The following is a 23,269-nucleotide window of genomic DNA, read 5'->3' as shown; positions in this document are numbered from 1 at the left end:
CTGCTTTTTATCTTATTTTTACCCAATGAATACTCCTTCCGGGAAAGATCCCTATCTGGCACTTCGGTATAAAGAATTTCGTGCTTATGTACTGGCTCGTTTTCTGATTACGATTGCGCTCACCATGCAGGCCGTAATCATCGGTTATGAGATTTATGAACTGACGAATTCAAAATTACTTTTAGGCTTTATCGGATTAACGGAAGCCATTCCTGCCATCGGCATTGCCCTGTATGGCGGATATGTTGCGGATAAATCGGATAAGCGGACGATGCTGATAGGATTTATAACCCTCTATACCGTCATGTGTCTGGTGTTGCTTTTCATCACCCAATCCAATGTGATTGTGTTTATGGGCAACCAGAAGGTAGTGATACTGATTTTTCTGGTTATTTTTCTTACAGGTATTGCACGCAGTTTTTCCGGACCGGCATCCTTCGGTTTGGCGGCGCAGATTGTTCCGAGAGAGGTTTATCAAAGTTCCATCACCTGGTCGAGTTCGGCTTGGCAACTGGGTGCTGTGCTGGGTCCGGCGGTCGGCGGTATTATGCTCGGCAAACTCGGCATCACCGTTACCTTCTTTTTTATTGTTCTCTTTTTATCCATCGCCATTTTCGCATTGATGCAGATTGAGAAAAAACCGATTCAGTATATTCCGCAGGAAGAAAGTGTTTTTCAAAGTGCCATGCAAGGATTGAAATTTGTCGTCGAAAATAAAGTCATCCTGTCCTGCATCACACTGGATCTGTTCGCTGTTTTATTTGGCGGAGCGGTGGCATTGCTGCCCGTGTATGCCAAAGACATCTTACATGTAGGTGCCGAAGGATTAGGTTGGCTGAGAGCCGCACAAGCCATGGGTGCCATCATCATGCTGCTGATACTTGCCTACTTCCCAATCCGTAAGAATGCCGGTATCAAATTACTGATAGCCGTATTTGGCTTTGGTGTGTTCATCATCCTGTTTGGCGTCAGCAAGTTATTCTGGTTCTCCATGTTTTGTTTAGTGATGAGCGGGGCGCTGGATGGCATCAGCGTATCCATTCGCCATACCATTGTTCAATTAGCCACCCCTGACCACATGCGGGGCAGGGTTTCCGCCGTGAACTCCATGTTTATCGGATCTTCCAATGAAATCGGTGAGTTTGAGAGCGGAGCCACCGCTCATCTGATGGGTACGGTACCTGCCGTCATCTTCGGCGGATGCATGACTTGCCTGATTGTTATCGCCACCTATTTCGTATCACCATCGATACGCAAACTGGAATTAAAAGAGCATCCGGCTTCATAATAATTTTTATATCTTTCCCCTGTTCTATCTTACGATAATTACTGTCCGATTAATTTAAAAAAATCATGCGAAAATCCTCAAGCTTGTTGTTGCTGCTGTTTGTAATCAGCCTGATCTTATCAGGCATTAGAGCCCAGGCAAAATCTGCCACCGGCAAACCTTTGCCGCTCAACAAGGTAGTACGTTACGGAATACTGTCGAACGGACTAACGTATTACATCCAGCATAATAACAAACCGGAGAACCGTGTAGAACTTAGGCTGGCAGTCAATGCAGGCTCCAATCAGGAGGAAGAAACACAAAAAGGGCTGGCGCATTTTGTGGAACACATGGCATTCAACGGTACAAAGCATTTTTCAAAAAATGAATTGGTCGATTATCTGGAAAGCATCGGCACGAAATTTGGCACCCACCTGAACGCTTATACCAGTTTTGATGAAACCGTCTATATGCTGCAACTCCCGACCGATAAAAAAGAGATGCTGGATAAAGGATTAACGGTACTGGAGGATTGGGCGAATGGGTTGAGTTTCGATACCACCGAGATAAACAAGGAACGCGGTGTCGTACTTTCTGAATGGAGGAATGGCTTAGGTGCCAACAAGCGAATGATGGATAACTATTTACCGGTCGTTTATCACCAATCCAGGTATGCGGAACGATTGCCTATCGGTGACACAGCTGTTCTGCTGCATGCACCCTACGAGCGGCTTTCCTCGTTTTACAACTCGTGGTACCGGCCAGATTTAATGGCTGTTATTGTTGTGGGTGATATCAATGTGGGTGAAATGGAGCGGCAGATTATGAAACGCTTTGGTGGCATACAGAATCCAACTGCAGAAAAGAAAAAAGAAATCTATCGTTTGCCGGAACATTCCAAAACACTGGTATCTGTCTGCACGGACCCGGAAGCAACCTATTCCAGAGTCATGATTATCTATAAGCATCCGGCAGACAACCAGAACTCAGAAGAAGGATTCAAAAGATACCTGATAAATGTGCTGTTTAACGGGATGTTCAATAACCGGTTGCAGGAACTGATGCAGCAGCCCAATCCGCCTTTCTTCGCAGCATATTCGGGATATGAACGGGAAACACGGGCCAACGATGCTTTCAACTTAACGGCCGTAACAAAAACAGGAAAAACCATAGATGCCCTAAAAATCCTGTTAACCGAAAATGAACGTATAAAGCGGTATGGGTTCACGGCATCCGAACTGGAACGGCAAAAAAAAGAATTGCTGACAGGCTACGAAAATGCATTGAAAGAAAAGAATAAGACAGCGTCCGGCGACCTGGCGGGAGAATATATAACTCATTTTTTAGAGAATATGCCCTCGCCGGGCATTGAAAAAGAGTGCACGCTGGCAAAGAAAATTATCCCGAAAATCACACTGAAAGATATCAACGCGTTACCCGTAAAATATATCACCGACAAAAACAGGGTAATTGTCCTGACAGCACCCGAGACAGAAAAAAAATCATTGCCTTCTGAAAACGATATCATTGAATTAGCAGATGAAATAATTACGGGAAAAGTCGTTCCCTATGAAGAAATTATCATTGATGAACCTCTGATAAATACACCCCCTGTTCCTTCTCCCGTTGTAAAGGAAACAAAAAACGAATCTTACAATATCACAACCCTCGAACTAAAAAACGGCGTACGCATTATACTGAAGACCACCAATTTCAAAAACGACGAAATACTAATGACTGCCTATAGCCCAGGTGGCAGTTCCCTCTATCCGGACGAAGATTATATGAGCGCCGATTATTCGAATGCGGTTGTACTCGAATCGGGCGTATCTACTTTTAATAAAACAACATTACAGAAATTACTGGCCGGCAAGACGGCTGCCTGCTATCCGTATGTGGCTGAGCTGGACGAAGGATTTAACGGCAGCTGCAATCAAAAAGACCTGGAAACGATGCTTCAGCTTACCTACCTGTATTTCACACAACCGCGTAAATCACTGGATGATTTCAATTCGTTCATGTCTAAACAAAAGAGTTCCGTCGAACATATTTTAGACAACCCGGGCGCCTTTTTTGTCGATAAATTTCAGAACATCATTTTCAACAACAACATCCGCAGAGGCATCACCACCACAGATAAACTGGCAAAAGTTGATTTTGAGAAATCGTTTCAAATATACAGGGAACGATTCAAAGATGCATCAGATTTTACATTCGTGCTGGTGGGTAATATTGACATTGAAAAAATAAAACCATTGCTGGAAACCTACTTAGGAGGCCTTCCGTCGAACGGACAAAAAGAAACCTGGAAGGACCCGAATATCATCAAGACAACAGGAGTCGTCCACTCTACGCAAAAAATGGGTCTGACACAAAAAAATCTGGTAGGCATACATTTCCATGGTCAGGCTGCATGGACAGAGGAGGATTATTTCATATTTAATGTCCTGCTTAAAATATCAGACATTCAGCTACGGGAAGCCCTGCGGGAAGACAAGGGAGGCGTTTATGGCGTAGGTGTAAACGGACAATTTGCGGAACGTCCAAAAAATGCCTATGGAATCAATATTCAGTTTAATACCGACCCAAAGCGCACTGACGAGTTACTTAAAGCGGTTTACCGGAATATAGACTCACTGAAAAATTATATGACCAGTGAAGAGAAAATAAAGAAAGTGCAGGAAACATTGCGCAGAGAACATGAAACGGATTTAAAAGATAACGGTTTTTGGGTCAATACGATTACTTATTTTGACGAGTATGGAAAGGATATCCGCATGCTGGAAAACTACCCTAAACTCATCGACGGAATCGACAGACAAAAAATTAAGGCCGCTTTTAACAAATATCTAAATATGAATAATTATATTGAGGTGGTGTTAGAACCGGAAAGATGAAAAGTATTCTCAGTTATGTCACGCTGCTGCTTATTAAATTTGTATCCCAATTATTTTATCGTTTTGAAATAGGATGGCCCAGGGGAGATGCCGGGATAAGATGGAATGACGTTAAACTGATTATCTTTCTGAATCACACTTCGCTGTTTGAGTTTTTATACCTGGGGTTTTTACCCAATCATTTTTTACGCACACTCTCCAAACGAATGGTGGCACCGGCTGCAGATAAGACGCTCAACCGCCCCATTGTCGGATTTTTCTTTAAATTATTCAGCCCAGGCATGATGCCGATTACAAGGAAAAGAGATAACAGCTGGGAGCAATTTTTAGAATCCATCTATGAAGACTCCATCATCATCATCGCTCCGGAAGGAAGAATGAAACGAAAAAACGGATTGGACCTGGAGGGCAAAAAAATGAACGTAAAACAGGGCGTAGTGGATGTTCTGAAAGGACTGTATAAAGGGCAGATAATCTTTGCTTATAGCGGAGGCCTGCATCACGTACAGATTCCGGGAGAAGGAATGCCCAAAATTTTCAAAACGATTAAAATGAATATCGACACTGCTGATATTGCAGAATATAAAGCCAGCTTTCCGGAATCTCCAGGAAGCGAAGAGTGGAAAAAAATGGTGCTGAATGATTTGCAAATCCGGTTGGAAACAAGAATACCGGCATAAACAAAATTTGCTTTTTCATACAATTAACCAATCACTTCAAACATAATCCCTTTGGATTGTAATTTTTCAATCAGCAGATTGCCCAATGCGCCGCAGGGTGTCAGCACACCACCGGCTATCGGCAACTTTCCTATATTTTCCAGTAAGGTCAGCGCCGTTTCAGATAACATCTTCGATGTCTCGCTATAACCGGGGTCACCGCCGGAAACTTTTGTCAGCACTTTTTTAGTTTCGCTTTCACCTATAAAGGTCACTTTAAAATAACTTTTTGCGCGCTCTCCCAGTGATGGACCTTCTCCGCTTTTGCGGTATTGCAGCATCAGGTTTTTAACAGGCGGAATTTGAGCGCCGACCACTAATGTACCTACAGTTCCAACAAGTCCGATAGCCTGCGGCAGCGTATTTACCGAGATAAACTGGGCATATTCAAAAGAATCTCCAAAAACATCTTTCTGATAACCGCTGGTTCTCATGACCATCCAGGGATCGATAACCGGCATGGGTATCGCCCACTTTTTTAAAGTCTTATCAAAATAGATTGTACTTTCTATCCGTTTCTTTGATGGTTTAGGATCGTCACTTTTTTTAGCCGGGAAAATACTGAAATTTTTTCCTGCATCTGCCATCGCATTGATAGCGGAAGCATATGTGCCGCCGGAGAAGGAAGCATTGGTGGATACAAATCCTCTTATCGTTTTGACTTCATTGGCAGGCAACTGCATAGCCGTAAAAAATGCTCCGGCATCTGCCGGGATGCTGTCGAAACCGCAGCAGTTGATGATATATATGCCTTTTTCCCGGGCGGCGTCATCGTGTTTCTTCAAAGCAGATTTTACAAATTCCGGTTCCCCTGTGATATCACAGTAATTCGTGGAAGTATTGACGCAGGCCTGCACCAGATTATCGCCATGTTGTACAAACGGCCCTACCGTAGTGATGATGATGGTTGTCTGCTTCGTTACTTTCTCCAACGATTTCAAATCATCAGAATTACATTCCAACACTCCCACCTCTGCACATTCCGGATTCAGGTGCATTAATTTTATCTTTACCGCTTCCAGTTTATTGATATTCCTGCCTGCTATCGCCCATTTGACCTTATGAGGAGACACATGATGTGCAAAATATTCCGATACGAGGTTACCTGTAAACCCCGTTGCACCAAATAAGACAATGTCATATTTTCTCGTTCCCATATTATTTTATTATCTCCTAAAAATACGAATTCAGATGTGTTAATCTTTGTTTTGGAATTTAATTTTTAATTTCAGACTATGATTATCTGGGTTAACTCATTTATTATACGCTATTTTACGCCTAAACCAATTTCTGGGATTACTATTTACCCATTTATTATTCTTAAAAACAATACCCTTAAAAATGATAAAACCTTTATTAATCATGAGATGATTCATATTTACCAACAGGCCGAATTATTGCTGATCCTGTTTATAGTACTCTATTATCTTGAATTTTTGATTTTGTTATTAAAATATAAAAACTGGGAGCAGGCATACCGAAATATTTCGTTTGAACGCGAAGCCTATGAGAATGAAACCAATTATGAGTACCTGAAAACAAGGAAGTGGTTTTCTTTTATTAAATATTGGTAAATGGCAGGGAATTTGCATAATAAGAAATAACTTTGTGACTTATTAAATCAGCCTTATGCAGGAAATAAATGTTTTTGTAGTAGATGACCATCAGATCTTTCTGGATGGAATTGTTTCATTACTGGACGATGAACCCAATATAAAAATTGCCGGCACCGCCCACAATGGCAAACAAGCCGTTGAGCGTATCAGAAATGCCAAGGTAGATGTGGTACTGATGGATATAAACATGCCGGAGATGGACGGGCTGGAAGCCACCAAACAACTTAAAAAATCCAATCCAGACATTAAGATTCTGATGCTGACCATGCATAGTGAGCCGCGTTTCATAAAAGAATGCCTGGAAATCGGTGCAAAAGGATATGTGATGAAAAACATATCCAAAGATGATCTGCTGAAAGCTATCGAAACGGTGAATCAGGATAAGTCTTATCTGGATCAGGATGCACAGGAGAGACTGATTAACTCCATCTCAAACGGGGATGACGATGATGACAGAAATTATGATGAGCTGGCAGCTCAAATCACTCAGCGTGAACTGGAAATATTACAACTGATTGCATTGGGGTTAACCTCACAGGATATTGCCACCAAATTATTCATCAGTAAAAATACGGTAGAAACACACCGTAAAAATATGCTGGCGAAACTGAATGTGAACAATACCGCCGCACTCCTGAAAATAGCCTATAAGAAAGGGTTGGTGTAATCCGCTGGCTTCAGCCAATTAACGAGGTTTAGTGCTTCTTATCGCTGCATGTTCCATCTGCGGAATTTTTCCAATTCTATATCCAGCATGGCGAATCCTCTTTGCAGGACAAAATCATCATCCACCTTACCTGCAAACGGAATAAAATCGGGTATAACATCATAGGGGCTGACAAAATACACTAGGATGAAAACACCTAAAATAAGATTAAGATAGGAAATGTCAGTATACTCTTTTTTACGCCATGCATCTAACAATCCGGTCAAATCCATCAATCGGCCACTGATGTCCGCATATTGCTGCACTGATTTCTCCAGCTTGCCGTAAACTTTTGCCGTTAGCATTTCCAGCTTCTCATGGGAAGCGACTATATCCTGAACCTTTCGGGACGTTTCGGGGTAATAGTAACGCAGGATAACCGAAAGCAGAGAATTATCCATATTTTTTCAATTTGTTACTGAACGCCCTGAGCCTGCTGCCAGGCCATAAATCGTTCAATTTCCTTATTCAGCATCTTGATCAAATATCCCAAGACCAGCATATCGTCCAGGTGTCCGAGTATAGGGATAAAATCAGGAATCAGGTCAAATGGATTCACAAAATAAATCAATGCTGCCACTACAGCGACAATCGATCTTTTAGAAATATTTTTGTAATCCCCTTCAAGCCAGGCTCGGGCCATCTTCACTAAAGCAAAAAGGCTGTCCTGAAACTTGTAGAAATATTCCGTCGACTCTCCGATCTTCAAAAATACATCGTCCAGGAAATTAGACAGTACCGATTTTTCTGAAGAGATCAATCGTTCCGCTTTTCTGTATAATTTATCAAATATTGTCTGCATACGTATTCAATGAACATGCAATTTATAAAAAAAAGTGATGGCAGTTCTGATAGCTTTAAACGAAAACAGGATTATTTACATTAATTGATTTAACTCAACCTGTTTTTATAGTCTTCATAACCATAAGAACGGATTAATTCAAATGTATTATCGGTTTTCCAGATTCCGATATTCGGAAGGTTAATGCCGTTGAAAGTGGTCGTTTTTACCATGGTATAGTGTATCATATCTTCAAATACAACCGTATCTCCCACTTTCAGTTCATTTTCAAAACAATAGGAGCCCACATAATCGCCGGCCAGACAACTCATACCGCCCATATTGTATTCAAACAGGCTTTTCTCTGCCTGTCCCCGAATAACAGGCTTATAAGGCATCTCCAGCGTATCGGGCATGTGACAGGTAAACGACACATCCAGCATCGCCGTTGGAAATGCTCCGTTGTGAACAATATCCAGCACGGTACTGACCAATACGCCGGTCTGCCAGCCGACAGCGCTGCCTGGCTCCAGGATTATCTCCTCAATATTCGGATATTGTGCCTTAAACGACCTCATCAATTGAATCAAATGCTTCGGTTCGTAATCTTTACGTGTGATACAATGTCCGCCTCCCATATTAATCCATTTCGCCTGTTGAATCAAAGGATGGTATAATTTTACAAAGGATTCCAGCACTCTCTCCAGCGTATAAGATGTATTTTCACACAACGCATGAAAATGAATACCGGCAATGCCTTCCGGCAAAGTATCACCCAACAAACCGGACGGAATACCCAATCTCGAATTAGGTGACGCGGGATCATACAATTCCGTCTGTATTTCCGAATAACCCGGATTTACTCGGAAACCATAAGAAACTGATGGCAGCATTTTATCCTTATATCGTTCATATTCGGATATAGAATTAAAAGTAATGTGGGACGATATGGACTGCACTTCGTCAAACTCAGACGGGACATACACAGGACAATAGGTATGTGCCCTTACACCCATCTCTTCGAAAACCAATCTGGCTTCGTGTAAAGAACTGGCAGTGGCACCATGTAAATATTTTTTTACTGTCGGAAATACATGATGAAAGGAAAACCCCTTCAAGGCACAGATAATATGAATACCTGCATCAGCCTGCACCTGTTTCAAAAGGGTCAGATTGCTCAGTAGCTTTTCTTCCTCCATTACATAGGATGGGGACGGGATTTTAGTATAATCAATATTCATACCTTAAAGTTAGTGCAGTTTTTTGTATCTGCTATTATTATAAATCAATTTACTTCCAAACCACAAAACCGGAATTTTTCAGCGTCAAACAATCCCTTGTCACTGAGCTTTAACTGAGGTATTACCAATAATGCCATAAAAGACATGGACATAAACGGAGAGTGCAACGTGCAGCCTGATTGCCTTGCCATTTCAAGTAAATCGGTATATTTCTCTGCAACCACCTCACAACTGTCCGTACTCATTAATCCGGCAACTGGCAACGGCAATATTCTTGTCTGCACTCCATCCGTAACAGAAAGACCTCCACTTTCCGCAATAACCGCATTTGCAGCTATACTCATGCTTTCTTCATCCACTCCCACTACAATGATATTATGCGAATCGTGCGCCACAGATGAAGCCAGTGCTCCTTTTTTCAATCCAAAGTTTTTGATAAAAGCTACCGCAACAGGTGCATCCTGATAACGATTGACAACGGCTATTTTCAGTATATCCTCTTCCAGGGCAGAAAAAGCATACCCTTCTTTATTCGTTTGAACCGTTCCGATATACGTACTGGTAATAAGCTGACCATCCAGTACTTCTATCACTTTCACTTTTTCATTGGATACTTTCAGTAAAAAATCTGACGGTTGCTTGTTCCCTATGGAAAAGTTATTGACTATCTTTTCAGGAATAGTTTCCAAACAGGTAACACCATTTTTAGCCACACATATACCATCAATATGCGTTTCCCGGATTTCAAAATCATCCAAATTGTTTATCAGAATGAAATCCGCCGCATCACCTGACCTGATCAAGCCGACATCCAGTTTATAATGCAGGACAGGATTGATGCAGGCAGCCTGTAAAACCTGGAATAAATCATTTCCTTTCTGCAAGGCACGTTTCACCAGTAAATTGATATGTCCTGCCATTAGATCATCCGGATGCTTGTCATCGGAGCAAAACATGATATCATCAGGATATTCACGCAATAAATCAATCAGCGCGTCAAAATTCTTCGCAGCGCTGCCTTCACGAATCAGCACTTTCATGCCCTGTTGCAGCTTGAACAATCCTTCTTCGTATGTAAAACATTCATGGTCGGTAGAGATTCCAGCTGCAATGTATTGCAGTGCCTCCTCACCCGTTAATCCGGGTGCATGTCCGTCGACCGGTTTATGATATTTCACCGCCACCGAAATTTTATCCATCACCAGTTTATCCTGAAACAGGACTCCCGGATAATTCATCATTTCCGCCAGATACTTAATTTCATCCAACTGCATCAATTCATCGATATCTTCAACCGTTATCTCCGCACCGGCTGTTTCAAAACCTGTTGCCGGCACGCAGGATGGTGCCCCGAAATTAAATTTAAGCGGACTTTTCCCTGCATTTTCCAGCATATAATACACGCCTTCTTTCCCCAAAACATTTCCTATTTCGTGCGGATCGGAAACAGTCGCTACCGTACCATGCACAACCGCTTTCTTTGCAAATTCTGTCGGGACCAGCATGGAACTTTCGATGTGCACATGTGCATCTACAAAGCCCGGTAAAATATAGTCTGATACCACATCCTCCGTTCTTTCGATGGACGCTATCTTTCCGTTTTCAACGACTATTCGTGCAGGAAAAATTTCCCTGTTCAATATATCGATATAATTGGCAGTTATGGTTTGCATAGCATTTAAATAAAAACTTCGCAGCTGTATCAGCCCTGCGAAGTATAAAGATAATTATTTTTAAGATGCTGATACAAGTTCAGCATGACAGCCTGTTAATATTCGTGCGGCAGTTCCGGGTTTATTTTTTCTTCCCATGGCAAGCCGTATTTCCCTACCTGTGACATGAACGGATCCGGATCCATTTCTTCCGTGTTGTATACTCCCGGTTTCATCCAGATGCCTTCCAGCATTAATTTTGCCCCCAGCATGGCAGGAACACCGGTGGTATAACTAACGCCCTGTGCCTTGCAATCGTTGTATGCATCCTGATGCTTGCAGTTGTTCCAGACAAAATAGGTTTTATCCTTGCCATCCCTGATGCCTTTCATCTGGCAGCCTATAGAGGTCTCTCCGGAATAATTTTCACCCAGACTTCCCGGCTCCGGCAACAATGCTTTCAGGAATTCTATCGGGATTATTTCCCTGCCCTGGAACATAATCGGTTTGATGGAGGTGATTCCAATATTCTGCATCACCTCCAGATGTGTTAAGTAAGCCTGACCGAACGTCATCCAGAAGCGTGCCCGTCTGATGGTTGGGAAATTCTTTACCAGTGACTCCAGCTCTTCGTGGTATAATAAATAGGATTCTTTGGGTCCGATGTTCGGATATTCAATCGGTTTATGAATGGACATGGCAGGAATCACTTTCCATTCGCCATTTTCCCAATATTTACCTTCCTGCGTAATTTCCCGGATATTGATTTCAGGGTTGAAGTTCGTTGCAAAGGCCTGTCCGTGGTCACCTGCATTGCAATCCACGATATCTAAATAATGTATTTCATCAAAATGATGTTTAGCGGCATGCGCCACATAAATCTGGGATTGACCCGGGTCAAAACCACAACCCAACAAAGCCATGATGCCTTTTTCCCTGAAACGCTCCTGATACGCCCACTGCCAGCTGTATTCAAATTTCGCTTCGTCTTTCGGCTCATAGTTTGCCGTATCTAAATAATGAACGCCGGTTTCCAGACAAGCGTCCATAATCGTTAAATCCTGATAAGGCAATGCTATATTCATCACCAGATCCGGTTTAAAAGAATTGATTAACGCAACTATTTCCGGTACATTATCCGCATCCAAAGTTGCTGTTTGTATGTTCACATTCTTTATATCAGCCGCAATGGCATCACATTTGGATTTGGTACGGCTGGCAAGCATAATCTCACTGAATACTTCCGGTACCTGTGCGCATTTGCGAACAACTACATTTCCTACGCCACCGGCGCCGATAATAAGAACTTTTCCCATTTTGTTGCTTTTGTTTTAAAAAATCAGTCCACAAAGGTACAAAAAGCTGAAATGTTTTGAACGAAAAAACGTGTATCAATCTGAATTATATAACTATATTTATACACATTTTGAAAAGCCGGGGATGAAATACAAGAAGATCACTGTTTTTTTAATTATCTGTTTGATTTACAACATCTTTATCTGTGATAAGGGGGCTATGTCCATTCCGGATGAAAATCTATACTATGAAGCGGTATTGGCAATGGATGCCTTGTCTCAAAAGAACTTTCCTAATTTCAGCGGACACATAAACAACACACGGGGAAAACCGGGAGATGCCATTTTCAGATTACCTTCAGTGACTTTACAGGGGCTGCTGTATCATTTTAAAGGCATCTCTCCTGCCAATCTGGATTCGCTTAAAATTCCCGTTTTCTTCAATATCCTCGTAAACCTGGTATTACTTTTCGTCTTATACCTTTTGGCAGAACTCTTATTCCAACATTCAACGTATGCACTGCTTACTGTAATTCTATACAAACTACTGGTAAATTCGAATATCTATATCAGGCATATCCTGCCCTATGAAAAATCCCTGCTCTGCCTGTTATTGGTTTTATATATCTATTTCCGAAAAAGAGATAAGAGTATTCTTATCAATTTTGGATTAGGCATACTTTGCGGGATTTCTTTTACCATTTATCCGGGTTATTATTATATTCCGGTTTTTATCGGATTCATTTACTTTTCGGAAAACATAGTCCTACAACGAAATTTCAGGGATTTTATTAAAAATGGCATGAGTATCCTGTCCGGATTCATATGTATTATCTTTGGACTTGAATTATTCTCCTACGTAGGAGGAGAATCCTACCTGTGGGCTAGCAGCACGCTCTCAGATACCATCAGCCAGGGATCCTTTGATGAATCGCTGGCATTTCCGGTCAAGTATTTAGCTGAGGTAGAACAAATTCCGGGATTTATCCTGTTGTTTACAGCTGTCATTATGCTTTTTAAATCAGCCAAACTACTGAGTGCAAAGAAAGATATTTCTGTTATTGCAGGCAATCCATTTTATTTATTATTTTGTATAGGTTTCATAGGAATAGTTGCTCATGGAACCTTAGGTACCCTTTTCCACAAGATGGTTTTTTATGGAAGGCTCATGCATCTATATATGCCCTTTCTGGTAATCACACTCGTTTATCTGATCCGGCAGGTGAAAACGACCAACCGTCAGATCCTGCTTTTTACCGCCGTATTGCTGTTCTTTTCTGCACATTTCATTCATTTCACCATAGAATATCAGAAATTAGGTTATCCGAAAGACATGCTGTATGACCTGAAAATAGACAACCGAAAATTCAGGAGTGATCAGTTTTACAATGAGTCATCGGATACGTTATTCTTGGCCATTTCTCCAAACCCCATCAATAAAAAAACAAATTATCCGTATCACACAGACAGCAATTTCATACTGGTAAACTGCTGTTATTACTATCCTCAGGAAAACGTACTGCATTACAAGCCATTTACACCAAGCAAAAACATGAAACGTGTCGCAGATAGGCAGCATTATCAAACCTTCCCTGCATATACGTTCGAGGGGTTAAACCGTACAGAACGCAGGAATGTCAGGAAAAGAAATTACAGGATACAATTTTATAAAACGGCTGTTCTTTAAAAGAGCAATTGCAAACCATTGGCTATTTTATTTTCGTGTTCCAGCAACCAACGTTTACGCCACAATCCGCCTGCATAACCAACCAAAGTATCATTACTTCCTACCACTCTGTGACAAGGTACAATAATGGAAAATGGATTTTTACCATTTGCCGATGCAGCAGCCCTGATGCATTTCGGGTCACCTAATTGTTTCGCTAAATCCAGATAAGAAACAGTGACCCCATACGGAATTGCAAGCAACTGCGACCATACCCTCTGCTGAAAACCAGTCCCCATAAAGTTCAGCGGTAAATCAAACGTTTTTCTTATACCGGAAAAGTATTCCGTAAGCTCTGCCTTAGCGGAAGCTGAAAAATCATTTTCTTCGCTTTCTATTCGCGCTGTATCGTCCAAAAAAAGCACCGATAAAATGCCAGTACCATTCGCATTTATTTCGATTAGGCCTAATGGCGTTTCTAAACTGGAGGTATAACTTTTCAATGGATTACTTCTTACAACAAGAATATTATAAATGCGGAAAGCAACAGATAACCGTGTATTATTTTAAACTCTTATAATAAGTGAAAATATCATCTAAGGTCCGCTTAGGTTTAAAATCAAACGTCTTCGTAAATAAACTGCCGTCAATGATGACGGGATATTTAAAATAATTTATCAGATACGGAGGAAAGGATTTCCATTTCAACAATTTCGCTATTCCTTCCGTCAATGACGGAGGCACTGATGGTATTTGAATCGTTTGAGAGCCGGATGCTTTTATGGCATCCTGCAGGCTGATATAATCATCCGGTGCGACATTGTATACACCGGGAATGTTTTTCTCAAATGCCTGACAGATGGCATCCCGCATATCATCAATGTGTATAAACTGCATCAGCGGTGAAAAGCCCCACAACACCGGAGAACGTTTTTCTGACAGCAATAATGAGAACGTATTCCGAACGCCTGGTCCGGCAATATTACATGGCCTCAAAACCGTAATGTTCAACTCCGGATGTTTATATAAATAAATCGTAGACAAATTCTCCAGCTCCACCGAATCCACCAAATCCATTGTCAGTTCGGAGGCCTTTAACGGTGTTGTTTCATCCAGCAAGGAAGGATTGTACGGAGAAGCCCCGTAAACAAAGTAAGTGGACATGACCAGGGTCTTGGGTACCTTATATTTCCTCGCCAAATCAAATAACTTTCGCGTTCCTATCACGTTGGCGTTGTAGCGTGTAAACCGGTTTAACTCCTGCGCTGAAATCCTGCCCAGATGGATGATGCCGTCAAACTGATGTTCCCTGAAAATATCTTCAAAGATTCGTTTATTAAAGTCAACCTTATAGCTCTCTACCGGAATCCCAAGGTCCACTTTTGTTCGAAAATCAATGGCAATGATTTTGTAATCTTTTTTGAGTTTATCGATTACTTTTTTTGCCAATGCCCCGGCGGCGCCGGTAACTAATATTTTCTTTTTCGGTTCCATATAGAAACGGTGTTAGTATAAAATGAACAACTTATTTCTTTGATTTTTCCGCCATGTATTCTTCTCTCTTTTTCAACCCTTCCTGAATCAATTCATTAATGGCCGCCTTTACCGTATCTACCCGGCCCTTAATGTCATGTTCTTTATACACATCGTTCTCAAAGAAAATCGGTTTACCAAAATAAATGTAAACTTTAGATGGAAAGATAAACGGCAATACCAATGGCGCCACAGGCATACCCAAGGCTTTTGCAAGCGGTTTAATGTCCGCATAGGATCGGATGGTCTCTTCCATCCCAATAACGCCAACCGGAATTATCGGTGCATGGTGCTTCATGGCCAGATGCATGAACCCTGTGCCAAACCGCTGCAACTGGTATTTGTGCCTGTATAGTTTATTGGAACCCCTCACACCTTCCGGAAAGGCGATTACTGCCTCCTCATTATCGAGCATCCGTTCACAATTTACCGGATCACCAATTACAGCCCCAACGGAACTCAGCCAGTTTCCGATAAACGGTACGGAAGGCAGAAACCGTTCTACCATGGCTTTTGGCGCACGTGCACCGTTGGGATTTGTTAAAAGTGCATAGGCAACCAACATGCCGTCAAACGGGAGTTGTCCGCTGTGATTCGGTATAATCAGACATCTGCCATTCTTTGGAATATTTTCCAGACCAAAGGCTTCCACCTTATAAAAATTATCGTACAGGAATTTGGTGAAGCGCATGTTGTTCTTCATATTCTTGATATTGAAACCCCATGCATCAAAGCCATGAGATCCTACCTTATTTGGAAATACATTCACATATTCCTCCATGGTAGGATCATTAAAAATTTTACTGATAATAGATGGTTTACCTTTTGCCATATTAAATCCGATACTAATATTACTAAAAAAGTATCAAATATTAATGTGCAAAGGCGTAATTTTACATTTTGCTTAAATTATACAGATATATGAAACAAAATGGCAACTATACGTTTATTGGTTTATTATTTTGCCTTACCATAGCCCTCTTTTCCTGTGAAGAAACAAGCATACCCCTGACTTCGGATGAATTACTGTTATCAAAGAGATACAATGAGGTTTGCTTTATGATGACGCATAATGCCATGAATAATACTGAAAAAGGCTTTACCATCCCTAACCAGACGCATTCCATTACCAATCAGCTAAAGAACGGTGTGCGTGGCCTGATGATCGACACTTATGATGGCAACAATGGTGTCGCATTAACGTATCACGGAACGCCCATTGTCGGCCAACAAAAACTGGTGGACGTACTGCAGGAAATTAAGGACTTCCTGTCAGAAAATCCGAAAGCCGTCATTTCCATTATTTTTGAAAACAACGGAAGCAATGTACAACTGCAAACAGCCATTGACAGCATTGGCCTGGATAAGTTTACGTTTACCTACAACGGAACATGGCCCACCTTACAGACCATGACAGACAGTAACCAGCGGCTGGTATTATTTGCCGAAAGCGACAAACTTCCTAATATACCGTATCTGATGCACGCGTGGTCAACTGTCTTTGATACCAAATATTCCTATAAGGAACTCAGTGAATTTGACTGCGCCGTGAACCGTGGCGGAAGCGGCACCAGGGAATTATACCTGATTAATCACTGGTTGGGGAATGTGCTCGGGCTACCTGATAAGTCGCTCGCACCAAAGGCAAATGCCAGAGGAGTAGTCGGCAAGCGCGTACAGGAATGTTCTGCCGCCAACAGCCATTTTGTAAATTTTCTTGGTGTTGATTTTTACGAAATCGGTGATGCTAAAGCCGTTGTGGACTCCATCAACGGGTTGTAGTTTTAGCGGATTCCGTTCTTTCAGGCGAATTCTATTTTTCTTTTATCCATCATGCCTTACAAAGATTACCTGCGAGAGAGCCTGCAGGGGAAATAGAATCTTATTATTAAAATCGATCGTGCCTATTTAAAGCAGCTAGTATTAATCAGACGGCACACCGGCCACCATGCTGCCGCTGGAAATTAATTTTCCATCCTTATTGTAAATTTCCACGTCTATAAAAATGATACAATTGTCTCCGCCGCATGCCCGTTCTGATTTTGGAGGTGATTTTACTTTCAAGTCTGCTTTACCATTACTTTCCGGGTTCTCTATCGTAATCTTTCTTGTAGTTTTCCCTTTACTGTCAACTAAATCCACGGGCGTGTCTTTCCATTCACCTTCTCCGGGTTTTCCATCTTTCTTAGGACACCAGCATTTCATGTGAGCTGTAATAACCACTTTTCCTATTTCATCACTTTCTACATTCCACCACACACAATCCACCCCTTCAGGGTACATTTTTCCTTTTTTAGCAAGGTCAATAATTTTTATCAATCCGTCATTCCATTTGGCATCCGTATCTTTTAATTTATTCAGTTTATCCCAGGCATCAATTAAATCCACCACATCTTTTCCAATTGAAATTGCTGCTTTTGCGGCATTGGCATTCCCCAGTATCTTTGCCAGTATAGACTGCAGTTCCTTTTTAAATGCCTCTTTAGCCTTATCTTTTATCGCCTTCTGCAATTCTTTCATGGCGCTTTCCAGCAGTGACTTCAGCAAATCCGACGGCCAGTTGATGTCCGATTTTATCTTGTCGTAATACTCCAGAATCTTGTCGAGGCTTTCGCCTTTTTCAACCGCCTTTTCTATCTGTTCGATCTTTTCTTTCAGGTATTTAAAAGCTTTTTTTAGTTTGTCTCTTTCCGCTTTGGATAATGATTTGTCCATCATCTTGGCTCCAATAATCGTCTTCAATAATTTCAACGGCAGGATAACATTGCTCACGACATCCTTTTTACTGGAAATCTGGTCGCGCAGCGGTTTGCTGTTGCACAACATAAATTCTGTCATGGCATTGAGCATCGTGCTGTCAATCTTATCGTAATTCTCTAATAATTCCAATAATTCCAGTATCGATTTCAGCGCCTGCACTTCACCATATAAATCATTTTCCTCCAGCTCCTCCTGTGTTTTATCACCCAATTCCTTCAGTTTATTCAGTAACTCGATGAGTTTATCTATTTTTTCCCGGATATCCATACCATCCGACATACATATATCTCCCGGCGGAGGGACATCGAACAAAGGAACAGGATACCAATAGGAAACAGAATCCGGATCCATAGAATGGTAGTATGATAAATTTTCAGGCGGAACAGTAATATTCGTGTTGGCAGCAGTATTACTTTTAGTACTCGGAAATACCACAGACAGCGTGGCGTAGACAGAAGGGATGGAAACAAAATTACGCTTAATAAACTGTATACCCTGATAACTCATCCCAATATCTACATTGATATGTTTGTACGCATTAAATTCTACACCAAAATCTGCATTGATTCCAACACCATGCTGTCTGGTAGTTGTATTATCAGAAAAACCGATACCCGCCAGCTCATATTCAAGTGGCTTATAAATACGATACAGCCAGGAAAATCCAGCGCCCAGATACGGATGAACTTTCTTATTACAGAAAATATATGATACCTGCGGATGCAGGCCAATTGAAAACTGCTTCTGCCTGAATGAAATGGGCAATGTATCTGCTTTTGTCTGCAGTTGTTTTATGAAAATGAAATCATTTTTACCGCTTCTGTTTCCCGTATAGAAATTTGTACTGAGTTTTATGCGGATTTTATTGCTAAAGGTATAGGAGCCTCCCAGGTGAACACCGGGGAAATTAGCCACTCTGACATTCTGCTGATTATCAACAGAAACAACATCCGCAATCTGCAAAGCGCTTGTTAATGAATTGGATAGAACGGTATTGGATATGATTGTATTAAAAACAGTGGGTCCTGCCGAAAACGGAAAATTATTTTTATCAGATTTGGTAGAGATGGGATAATGAATTCCGATATCAAAACCTGCATTTTGTGAAAACAAAAGGATATTGTTTATCAAAATAAAACTGCACAATATCCATTTCGATACTTTCATAATTTCATGGTTATCGTAATGTATAACTATTTGAGTAAATTGTCAATATACTCAGGTAAAATAAAGTTCTGCCTATTCCTTACCGATACGCAGCGTCCTTACATCAGATTCTGTCTGGAAAGGAAATACAAATATTATATATTCCGAAAAAATCGGATGCTCTTGTAAAAATAAAAAACCGACAGCACCAAAATAAGCATCACAATGGGTATTTTCCCAATGCGATGCCCAATCCAGCTTAATGTATTGAATTGCGAAAATTCGGATACATTCCCGACCGGTCTAAATTCTTCAAAGATAAAATAAGCAAAGCCTGCAAATAGAATTGCCAGGAGAAAATAGATAAATGCTTCAAGCTTTTTATTTTTCATTTCATAAAACTATCCTACAAATCTATCAGAATGTTTTCAAATACAAAATGACACACCATCAAGGTTTTTTAAACCTTGATGGTGTGTGATATTGATTAGGTATGTTTGTGCCACGATTGACACAAGGTGATCGTTAATCCACAAACAACTCGTCCTTATCGGCTTTGTCCTGCAGTAATTTCGGAACAGAAAAACGTTCGCCGTATCTGGCTTCCAGTTCTTTCGCTCGTGCAATCAATTTATTCAGGCCGTAGCCGTTGATGAACTGCAGTGTTCCGCCGTTGAACGGTGAGAAACCCCAGCCGAAGATGGAGCCGATGTTGGCATCCGCTACCGAACGCAACACGCCTTCTTCCACACAACGAACCGTATCCAGCGCCTGAACGATCAGCATTCTGTCCACCATTTCCTGTTGTGGTAACGGTTCTTTCTGAGGGAACATATTGGTCAGTTCCGGCCACAGATATTTGGTGCCGCCCTGCGGATATTCATAGAAACCTGCACCTGCCGCTTTGCCCGGTCGGTTTACTGCCAGCAGTTTTTCGCATACGGCAAATCCGGGATGTGTCGGTACGGTCTTCCCTTCTGCTGCCAGGTCTTTTTCCGTTTGTTTGCGGATATGATCCATCAGCTTCATGCTCACTTCGTCCGTCAGTGCCAAAGGTCCTACCGGCATACCGGCTTTCATACCGGCATTTTCAATCGATTTAGGATGTTGACCTTCGCCCAGCATGGCGATGCCTTCCATCACATAGGTAGAGAATACTCGAGACGTATAGAAACCACGTGAATCATTTACCACAATCGGTGTTTTCTTGATTTGCAATACATAGTCGAATGCTTTAGCCAACGTAGCGTCATCGGTTTCCGCGCCACAGATAATTTCTACTAATGGCATTTTGTCTACCGGTGAAAAGAAATGCAGACCGATGAATTGTTTTGGCCGTGCAGATGCCTGCGCCAAACCGGTAATTGGTAAGGTTGAAGTATTGGATGCGAAGGTTCCTTCCGGCAACATCACCGCTTCCACTTCCTGCGTCACTTTCGCTTTCAGTGCTCTGTCTTCAAATACCGCTTCGATAATCAGATCGCAGCCTTCCATATCCGCAGCACTGTCTGTCGCCTTTATTTTAGACAGCACTTCTTCCATTTTTCTTTGGTCATTTTACCTTTGGAAACACGCTTCTTCAGCAAGCCTTCCGAATATGCTTTTCCTTTTTCCGCCGCTTCCACACTTACGTCTTTCAGCACGACTTCCATTCCTGATATCGCAGACACATACGCAATCCCGGCTCCCATCATACCGGCACCCAATACGCCCACTTTTTTCGTGCTGTATTTATCAAAGCCTTTTGGTCGTGAGCCGCCTGCATTAATCGCATTCAGGTTGTACCAGAAAGCGGTAATCATGTTTTTAGACACCTGTCCTACCGCCAGCGACGTGAAGTAACGGGATTCAATTCTGCAAGCCGTTTCAAAATCCACCACGGAGCCTTCTACCGCCGTGTTGATGATGGCTTCCACAGCCGGATAATTGCCCCATGTTTTTTTCTTGGTCATGGCCGGAACAATCGGAATCATGCTCGCCACTTTTGGGTTGCGCGCATCACCACCCGGAAATTTGAAGCCTTTATCATCCCAAGGATTCATCGCTTTCGGATTCGCTTTAATCCATGCTTTTGCTTTCGCCATCATATCTTCCGCTGTTTCCGCAATCTCGTTGATAAGACCGTTGCTCAATGCTTCTTTCACTTTTAAACGTTTACCTTCTGATAGTAAAGGCAATGCAGGCTGTAAGCCTATCATACGTGTCAATCGCACGATGCCGCCGCCGCCGGGCAATAGGCCCAGGCCCACTTCCGGCAAGCCGAATTGCGCTTTCGGATTGTTAAGTGCTACGCGATAATGGCACGCCAGCGCGATTTCCAGACCGCCGCCGAGTGCCGCCCCGTTGAGGGCTGCAACGACCGGTTTTCCTAAGGATTCCAGTCGGCGCAATTGTTTTTTCAGGCCTTCGCACATGTCAAAAATCAATTGTGCATCGGTTTGTTTGTAGAGATTGTCGATATCCGCTCCGGCAAAGAAGGTTGATTTCGCAGAGGTCAGTACCACGCCTGCAATTTCCGCTTTTTCTTTTTCCAATCGGTCGATGGTTTCCAACCAAAGCTTACCGAATTCTTCGTTGATGACATTAGCACTTCTGCCTTGCATATCCATCCTTACGGTGACGATGTTGTCGTTGTCTTTTTCGTAGTGAAACATATTACTGTGTTTTAAATTTATTTATATTAACAATTATTTACTCATATTTTTATATAACAAGGGTATTGACTTAAGGATATATCAGCAGTAACGGGAACAGACTTTGTACCGTCCATCTGGATCACTTGTACCGGAATATTCTTTAACTGTATGGACTTTCCTGATGAAGCAGTCGTCCAGGCGACTATGACATTATCAAATTTATACGCATATATCTGACTGGATAAATTCATTTCCATGCGTAAATCTTCAATGAAATGTGTGGCGCTTAATTGCTCAAACATGGTTTTATAGGCAAAGTAAGCAGGCTTCGGCAAATAAGGCTCATTTACCGCCGGATGGGGTTTATAATAAAACATTCCGAAATGCGCTTCACTTTGCGTTAAATCACCTTCACCGTCACAATAAGTATATGGAAATACTTTTTGCATTCCCAGAGAGAGTGCCAGAACACATGCTCTGACCATATAAGCGCCCTGTAGGTTTTCTGAAACTCCTTTAAAGATTGGTGCCTGTACAGCAGTGTGCCATCCTAACTCGGTAGCCCATATTTCTTTAGTTCCCGCACCATATTTACTCAATACTGATTTAAAGTTTTTAAGCATATCGATGTATCCGATTTTTATCAGAAATGTACCATCTTCAGGAGAAGGAGATTGTAATAGCGTATACGGATGTATAGCGTATATATCAATGTATTTTACAATATCCGGATATATGTGTAGTAAATCTTCTAAAAATCCCCATGGGCGAAGCGAAAAAAAAACGGGGTCTGAGTTTCCCACCATGCCGCCCAGCATAATCTTTGCGGAATGGTCAGCTGCTTTTATTTTTTGCGCAGCTTCTAAAACTAATTTTCCAAATTCACGTGGATTTGGCTGTGGTTTCCAAAATGTCGGTCCATTCGGTTCATTCCATATCTCCCAGACATTGATACGACCTTTAAAATGTGTCACCGTTTGTGTTACATAATTTCCAAAATACTCTAAAGTATCCGGAGGATAGCTGGTAGTCGCATTCGAATTCTTAATGTATAGCAGATTACTGTAATCCAAAATACCTAAAACGTTCGTTCCGCTCCCATTATCCCGATTTACGACTGTATCAATTTCACTAAAATCAAATATGCCTCTGCTTTTTTCAATATTCTCCCAGGTAATATCCCGTCTTATCCAGCGAACCCCCATATTATATCGTGCAACTGCATCAACAAGGCGGCCATGTGCCAGATGCGGTACAGCCATACCAAATGCTTCCGATAAATCTTCATTATCAGAGACTATAGTATCCTGCTGCTTTTGACAAGAAAAAAGCATAATACACAGTACATATAATA

At 41.7% G+C, this 23,269-nt stretch carries 17 protein-coding genes and 1 pseudogene; 6 read left to right on the top strand and 12 right to left on the bottom strand.

Features of this window, described 5'->3' with window-relative positions; genetic code table 11:
* Positions 1-25 precede the first annotated feature (25 nt).
* The 3 genes from IPM95_10320 (at position 26) to IPM95_10310 (ending at position 4,844) form a co-directional block, all read left to right on the top strand.
* A complete protein-coding gene (locus tag IPM95_10320) occupies positions 26-1,288 on the top strand; it encodes an MFS transporter (GenBank protein MBK9329684.1) in 1,263 nt (420 codons plus the stop codon).
* 65 nt (positions 1,289-1,353) lie between these two features.
* Complete coding sequence (locus tag IPM95_10315; GenBank protein ID MBK9329683.1) at positions 1,354-4,164, top strand: insulinase family protein; 2,811 nt, start codon at positions 1,354-1,356, stop codon at positions 4,162-4,164.
* Entirely contained in the window at positions 4,161-4,844 is a 684-nt protein-coding gene (locus IPM95_10310) for a 1-acyl-sn-glycerol-3-phosphate acyltransferase (GenBank protein MBK9329682.1), read from the top strand. Before IPM95_10315 ends, IPM95_10310 begins: the two co-directional genes overlap by 4 nt.
* 23 nt (positions 4,845-4,867) lie before the next feature.
* Here IPM95_10310 and IPM95_10305 read toward each other — a convergent pair whose 3' ends face one another.
* Positions 4,868-6,040, bottom strand: coding sequence for a saccharopine dehydrogenase NADP-binding domain-containing protein (locus IPM95_10305; GenBank protein ID MBK9329681.1), 1,173 nt, complete (start codon positions 6,038-6,040; stop codon positions 4,868-4,870).
* 472 nt (positions 6,041-6,512) lie between these two features.
* On the opposite strand from IPM95_10305, the gene IPM95_10300 reads away from it, so the two are divergent.
* The gene (locus tag IPM95_10300; protein ID MBK9329680.1) at positions 6,513-7,166 is read left to right on the top strand and encodes a response regulator transcription factor; all 654 of its coding nucleotides are present in this window, start codon (positions 6,513-6,515) and stop codon (positions 7,164-7,166) included.
* A gap of 38 nt (positions 7,167-7,204) precedes the next feature.
* On the opposite strand, the gene IPM95_10295 is transcribed toward IPM95_10300, so the two are convergent.
* The 5 genes from IPM95_10295 to IPM95_10275 form a co-directional block, all read right to left on the bottom strand.
* Positions 7,205-7,606, bottom strand: coding sequence for a DUF1232 domain-containing protein (locus tag IPM95_10295; protein ID MBK9329679.1), 402 nt, complete (start codon positions 7,604-7,606; stop codon positions 7,205-7,207).
* 14 nt (positions 7,607-7,620) lie between these two features.
* Entirely contained in the window at positions 7,621-8,007 is a 387-nt protein-coding gene (locus tag IPM95_10290; GenBank protein ID MBK9329678.1) for a DUF1232 domain-containing protein, read from the bottom strand.
* 89 nt (positions 8,008-8,096) lie between these two features.
* Positions 8,097-9,227, bottom strand: a complete 1,131-nt coding sequence (gene nspC / locus IPM95_10285; GenBank protein ID MBK9329677.1) for a carboxynorspermidine decarboxylase — start codon at positions 9,225-9,227, stop codon at positions 8,097-8,099.
* 44 nt (positions 9,228-9,271) lie between these two features.
* Positions 9,272-10,900, bottom strand: coding sequence for an adenine deaminase (gene ade, locus IPM95_10280; protein ID MBK9329676.1), 1,629 nt, complete (start codon positions 10,898-10,900; stop codon positions 9,272-9,274).
* Positions 10,901-10,995: 95 nt separating this feature from the next.
* On the bottom strand, positions 10,996-12,195 hold the full coding sequence (locus IPM95_10275) for a saccharopine dehydrogenase family protein (protein ID MBK9329675.1): 1,200 nt from the start codon (positions 12,193-12,195) through the stop codon (positions 10,996-10,998).
* A 124-nt stretch (positions 12,196-12,319) separates the two neighbouring features.
* Here IPM95_10275 and IPM95_10270 point away from each other — a divergent pair, with 124 nt between their 5' ends.
* Complete coding sequence (locus IPM95_10270; GenBank protein MBK9329674.1) at positions 12,320-13,861, top strand: hypothetical protein; 1,542 nt, start codon at positions 12,320-12,322, stop codon at positions 13,859-13,861.
* Here IPM95_10270 and IPM95_10265 read toward each other — a convergent pair.
* Genes IPM95_10265 through IPM95_10255 form a run of 3 tightly spaced genes read right to left on the bottom strand, consistent with a single transcriptional unit; the run spans position 13,858 to position 16,205 of the window.
* Positions 13,858-14,343 carry a methylated-DNA--[protein]-cysteine S-methyltransferase gene (locus tag IPM95_10265; GenBank protein MBK9329673.1) on the bottom strand — a complete coding sequence of 162 codons (486 nt, stop codon included), beginning with the start codon at positions 14,341-14,343 and terminating at the stop codon, positions 13,858-13,860. The two genes, IPM95_10270 and IPM95_10265, sit on opposite strands and share 4 nt — an antisense overlap.
* 58 nt (positions 14,344-14,401) lie before the next feature.
* Complete coding sequence (locus tag IPM95_10260; GenBank protein MBK9329672.1) at positions 14,402-15,334, bottom strand: SDR family oxidoreductase; 933 nt, start codon at positions 15,332-15,334, stop codon at positions 14,402-14,404.
* Positions 15,335-15,365: 31 nt separating this feature from the next.
* The gene (locus tag IPM95_10255) at positions 15,366-16,205 is read right to left on the bottom strand and encodes an acyltransferase family protein (protein ID MBK9329671.1); all 840 of its coding nucleotides are present in this window, start codon (positions 16,203-16,205) and stop codon (positions 15,366-15,368) included.
* Positions 16,206-16,294: 89 nt separating this feature from the next.
* Here IPM95_10255 and IPM95_10250 point away from each other — a divergent pair, with 89 nt between their 5' ends.
* Positions 16,295-17,155 carry a phosphatidylinositol-specific phospholipase C domain-containing protein gene (locus IPM95_10250; protein ID MBK9329670.1) on the top strand — a complete coding sequence of 287 codons (861 nt, stop codon included), beginning with the start codon at positions 16,295-16,297 and terminating at the stop codon, positions 17,153-17,155.
* A 141-nt stretch (positions 17,156-17,296) separates the two neighbouring features.
* Here IPM95_10250 and IPM95_10245 read toward each other — a convergent pair whose 3' ends face one another.
* From IPM95_10245 to IPM95_10235, 3 genes and pseudogenes are all read right to left on the bottom strand, one after another.
* Positions 17,297-19,300, bottom strand: coding sequence for a hypothetical protein (locus IPM95_10245; protein ID MBK9329669.1), 2,004 nt, complete (start codon positions 19,298-19,300; stop codon positions 17,297-17,299).
* Positions 19,301-19,804: 504 nt separating this feature from the next.
* Positions 19,805-21,933: pseudogene (locus IPM95_10240) on the bottom strand (enoyl-CoA hydratase/isomerase family protein).
* Positions 21,934-21,974: 41 nt separating this feature from the next.
* Positions 21,975-23,249 (bottom strand): hypothetical protein, encoded by a 1,275-nt coding sequence (locus tag IPM95_10235; protein ID MBK9329668.1) that lies wholly within the window; start codon positions 23,247-23,249, stop codon positions 21,975-21,977.
* Between the last annotated feature and the right edge of the window lie 20 nt (positions 23,250-23,269).

This window comes from Sphingobacteriales bacterium (assembly GCA_016719635.1).
In the GTDB taxonomy this organism is placed as follows: domain Bacteria; phylum Bacteroidota; class Bacteroidia; order Chitinophagales; family JADIYW01; genus JADJSS01.
Note: the sequence above shows the minus strand (reverse complement) of the source record. Positions and strands in the feature narration are given on the sequence as shown.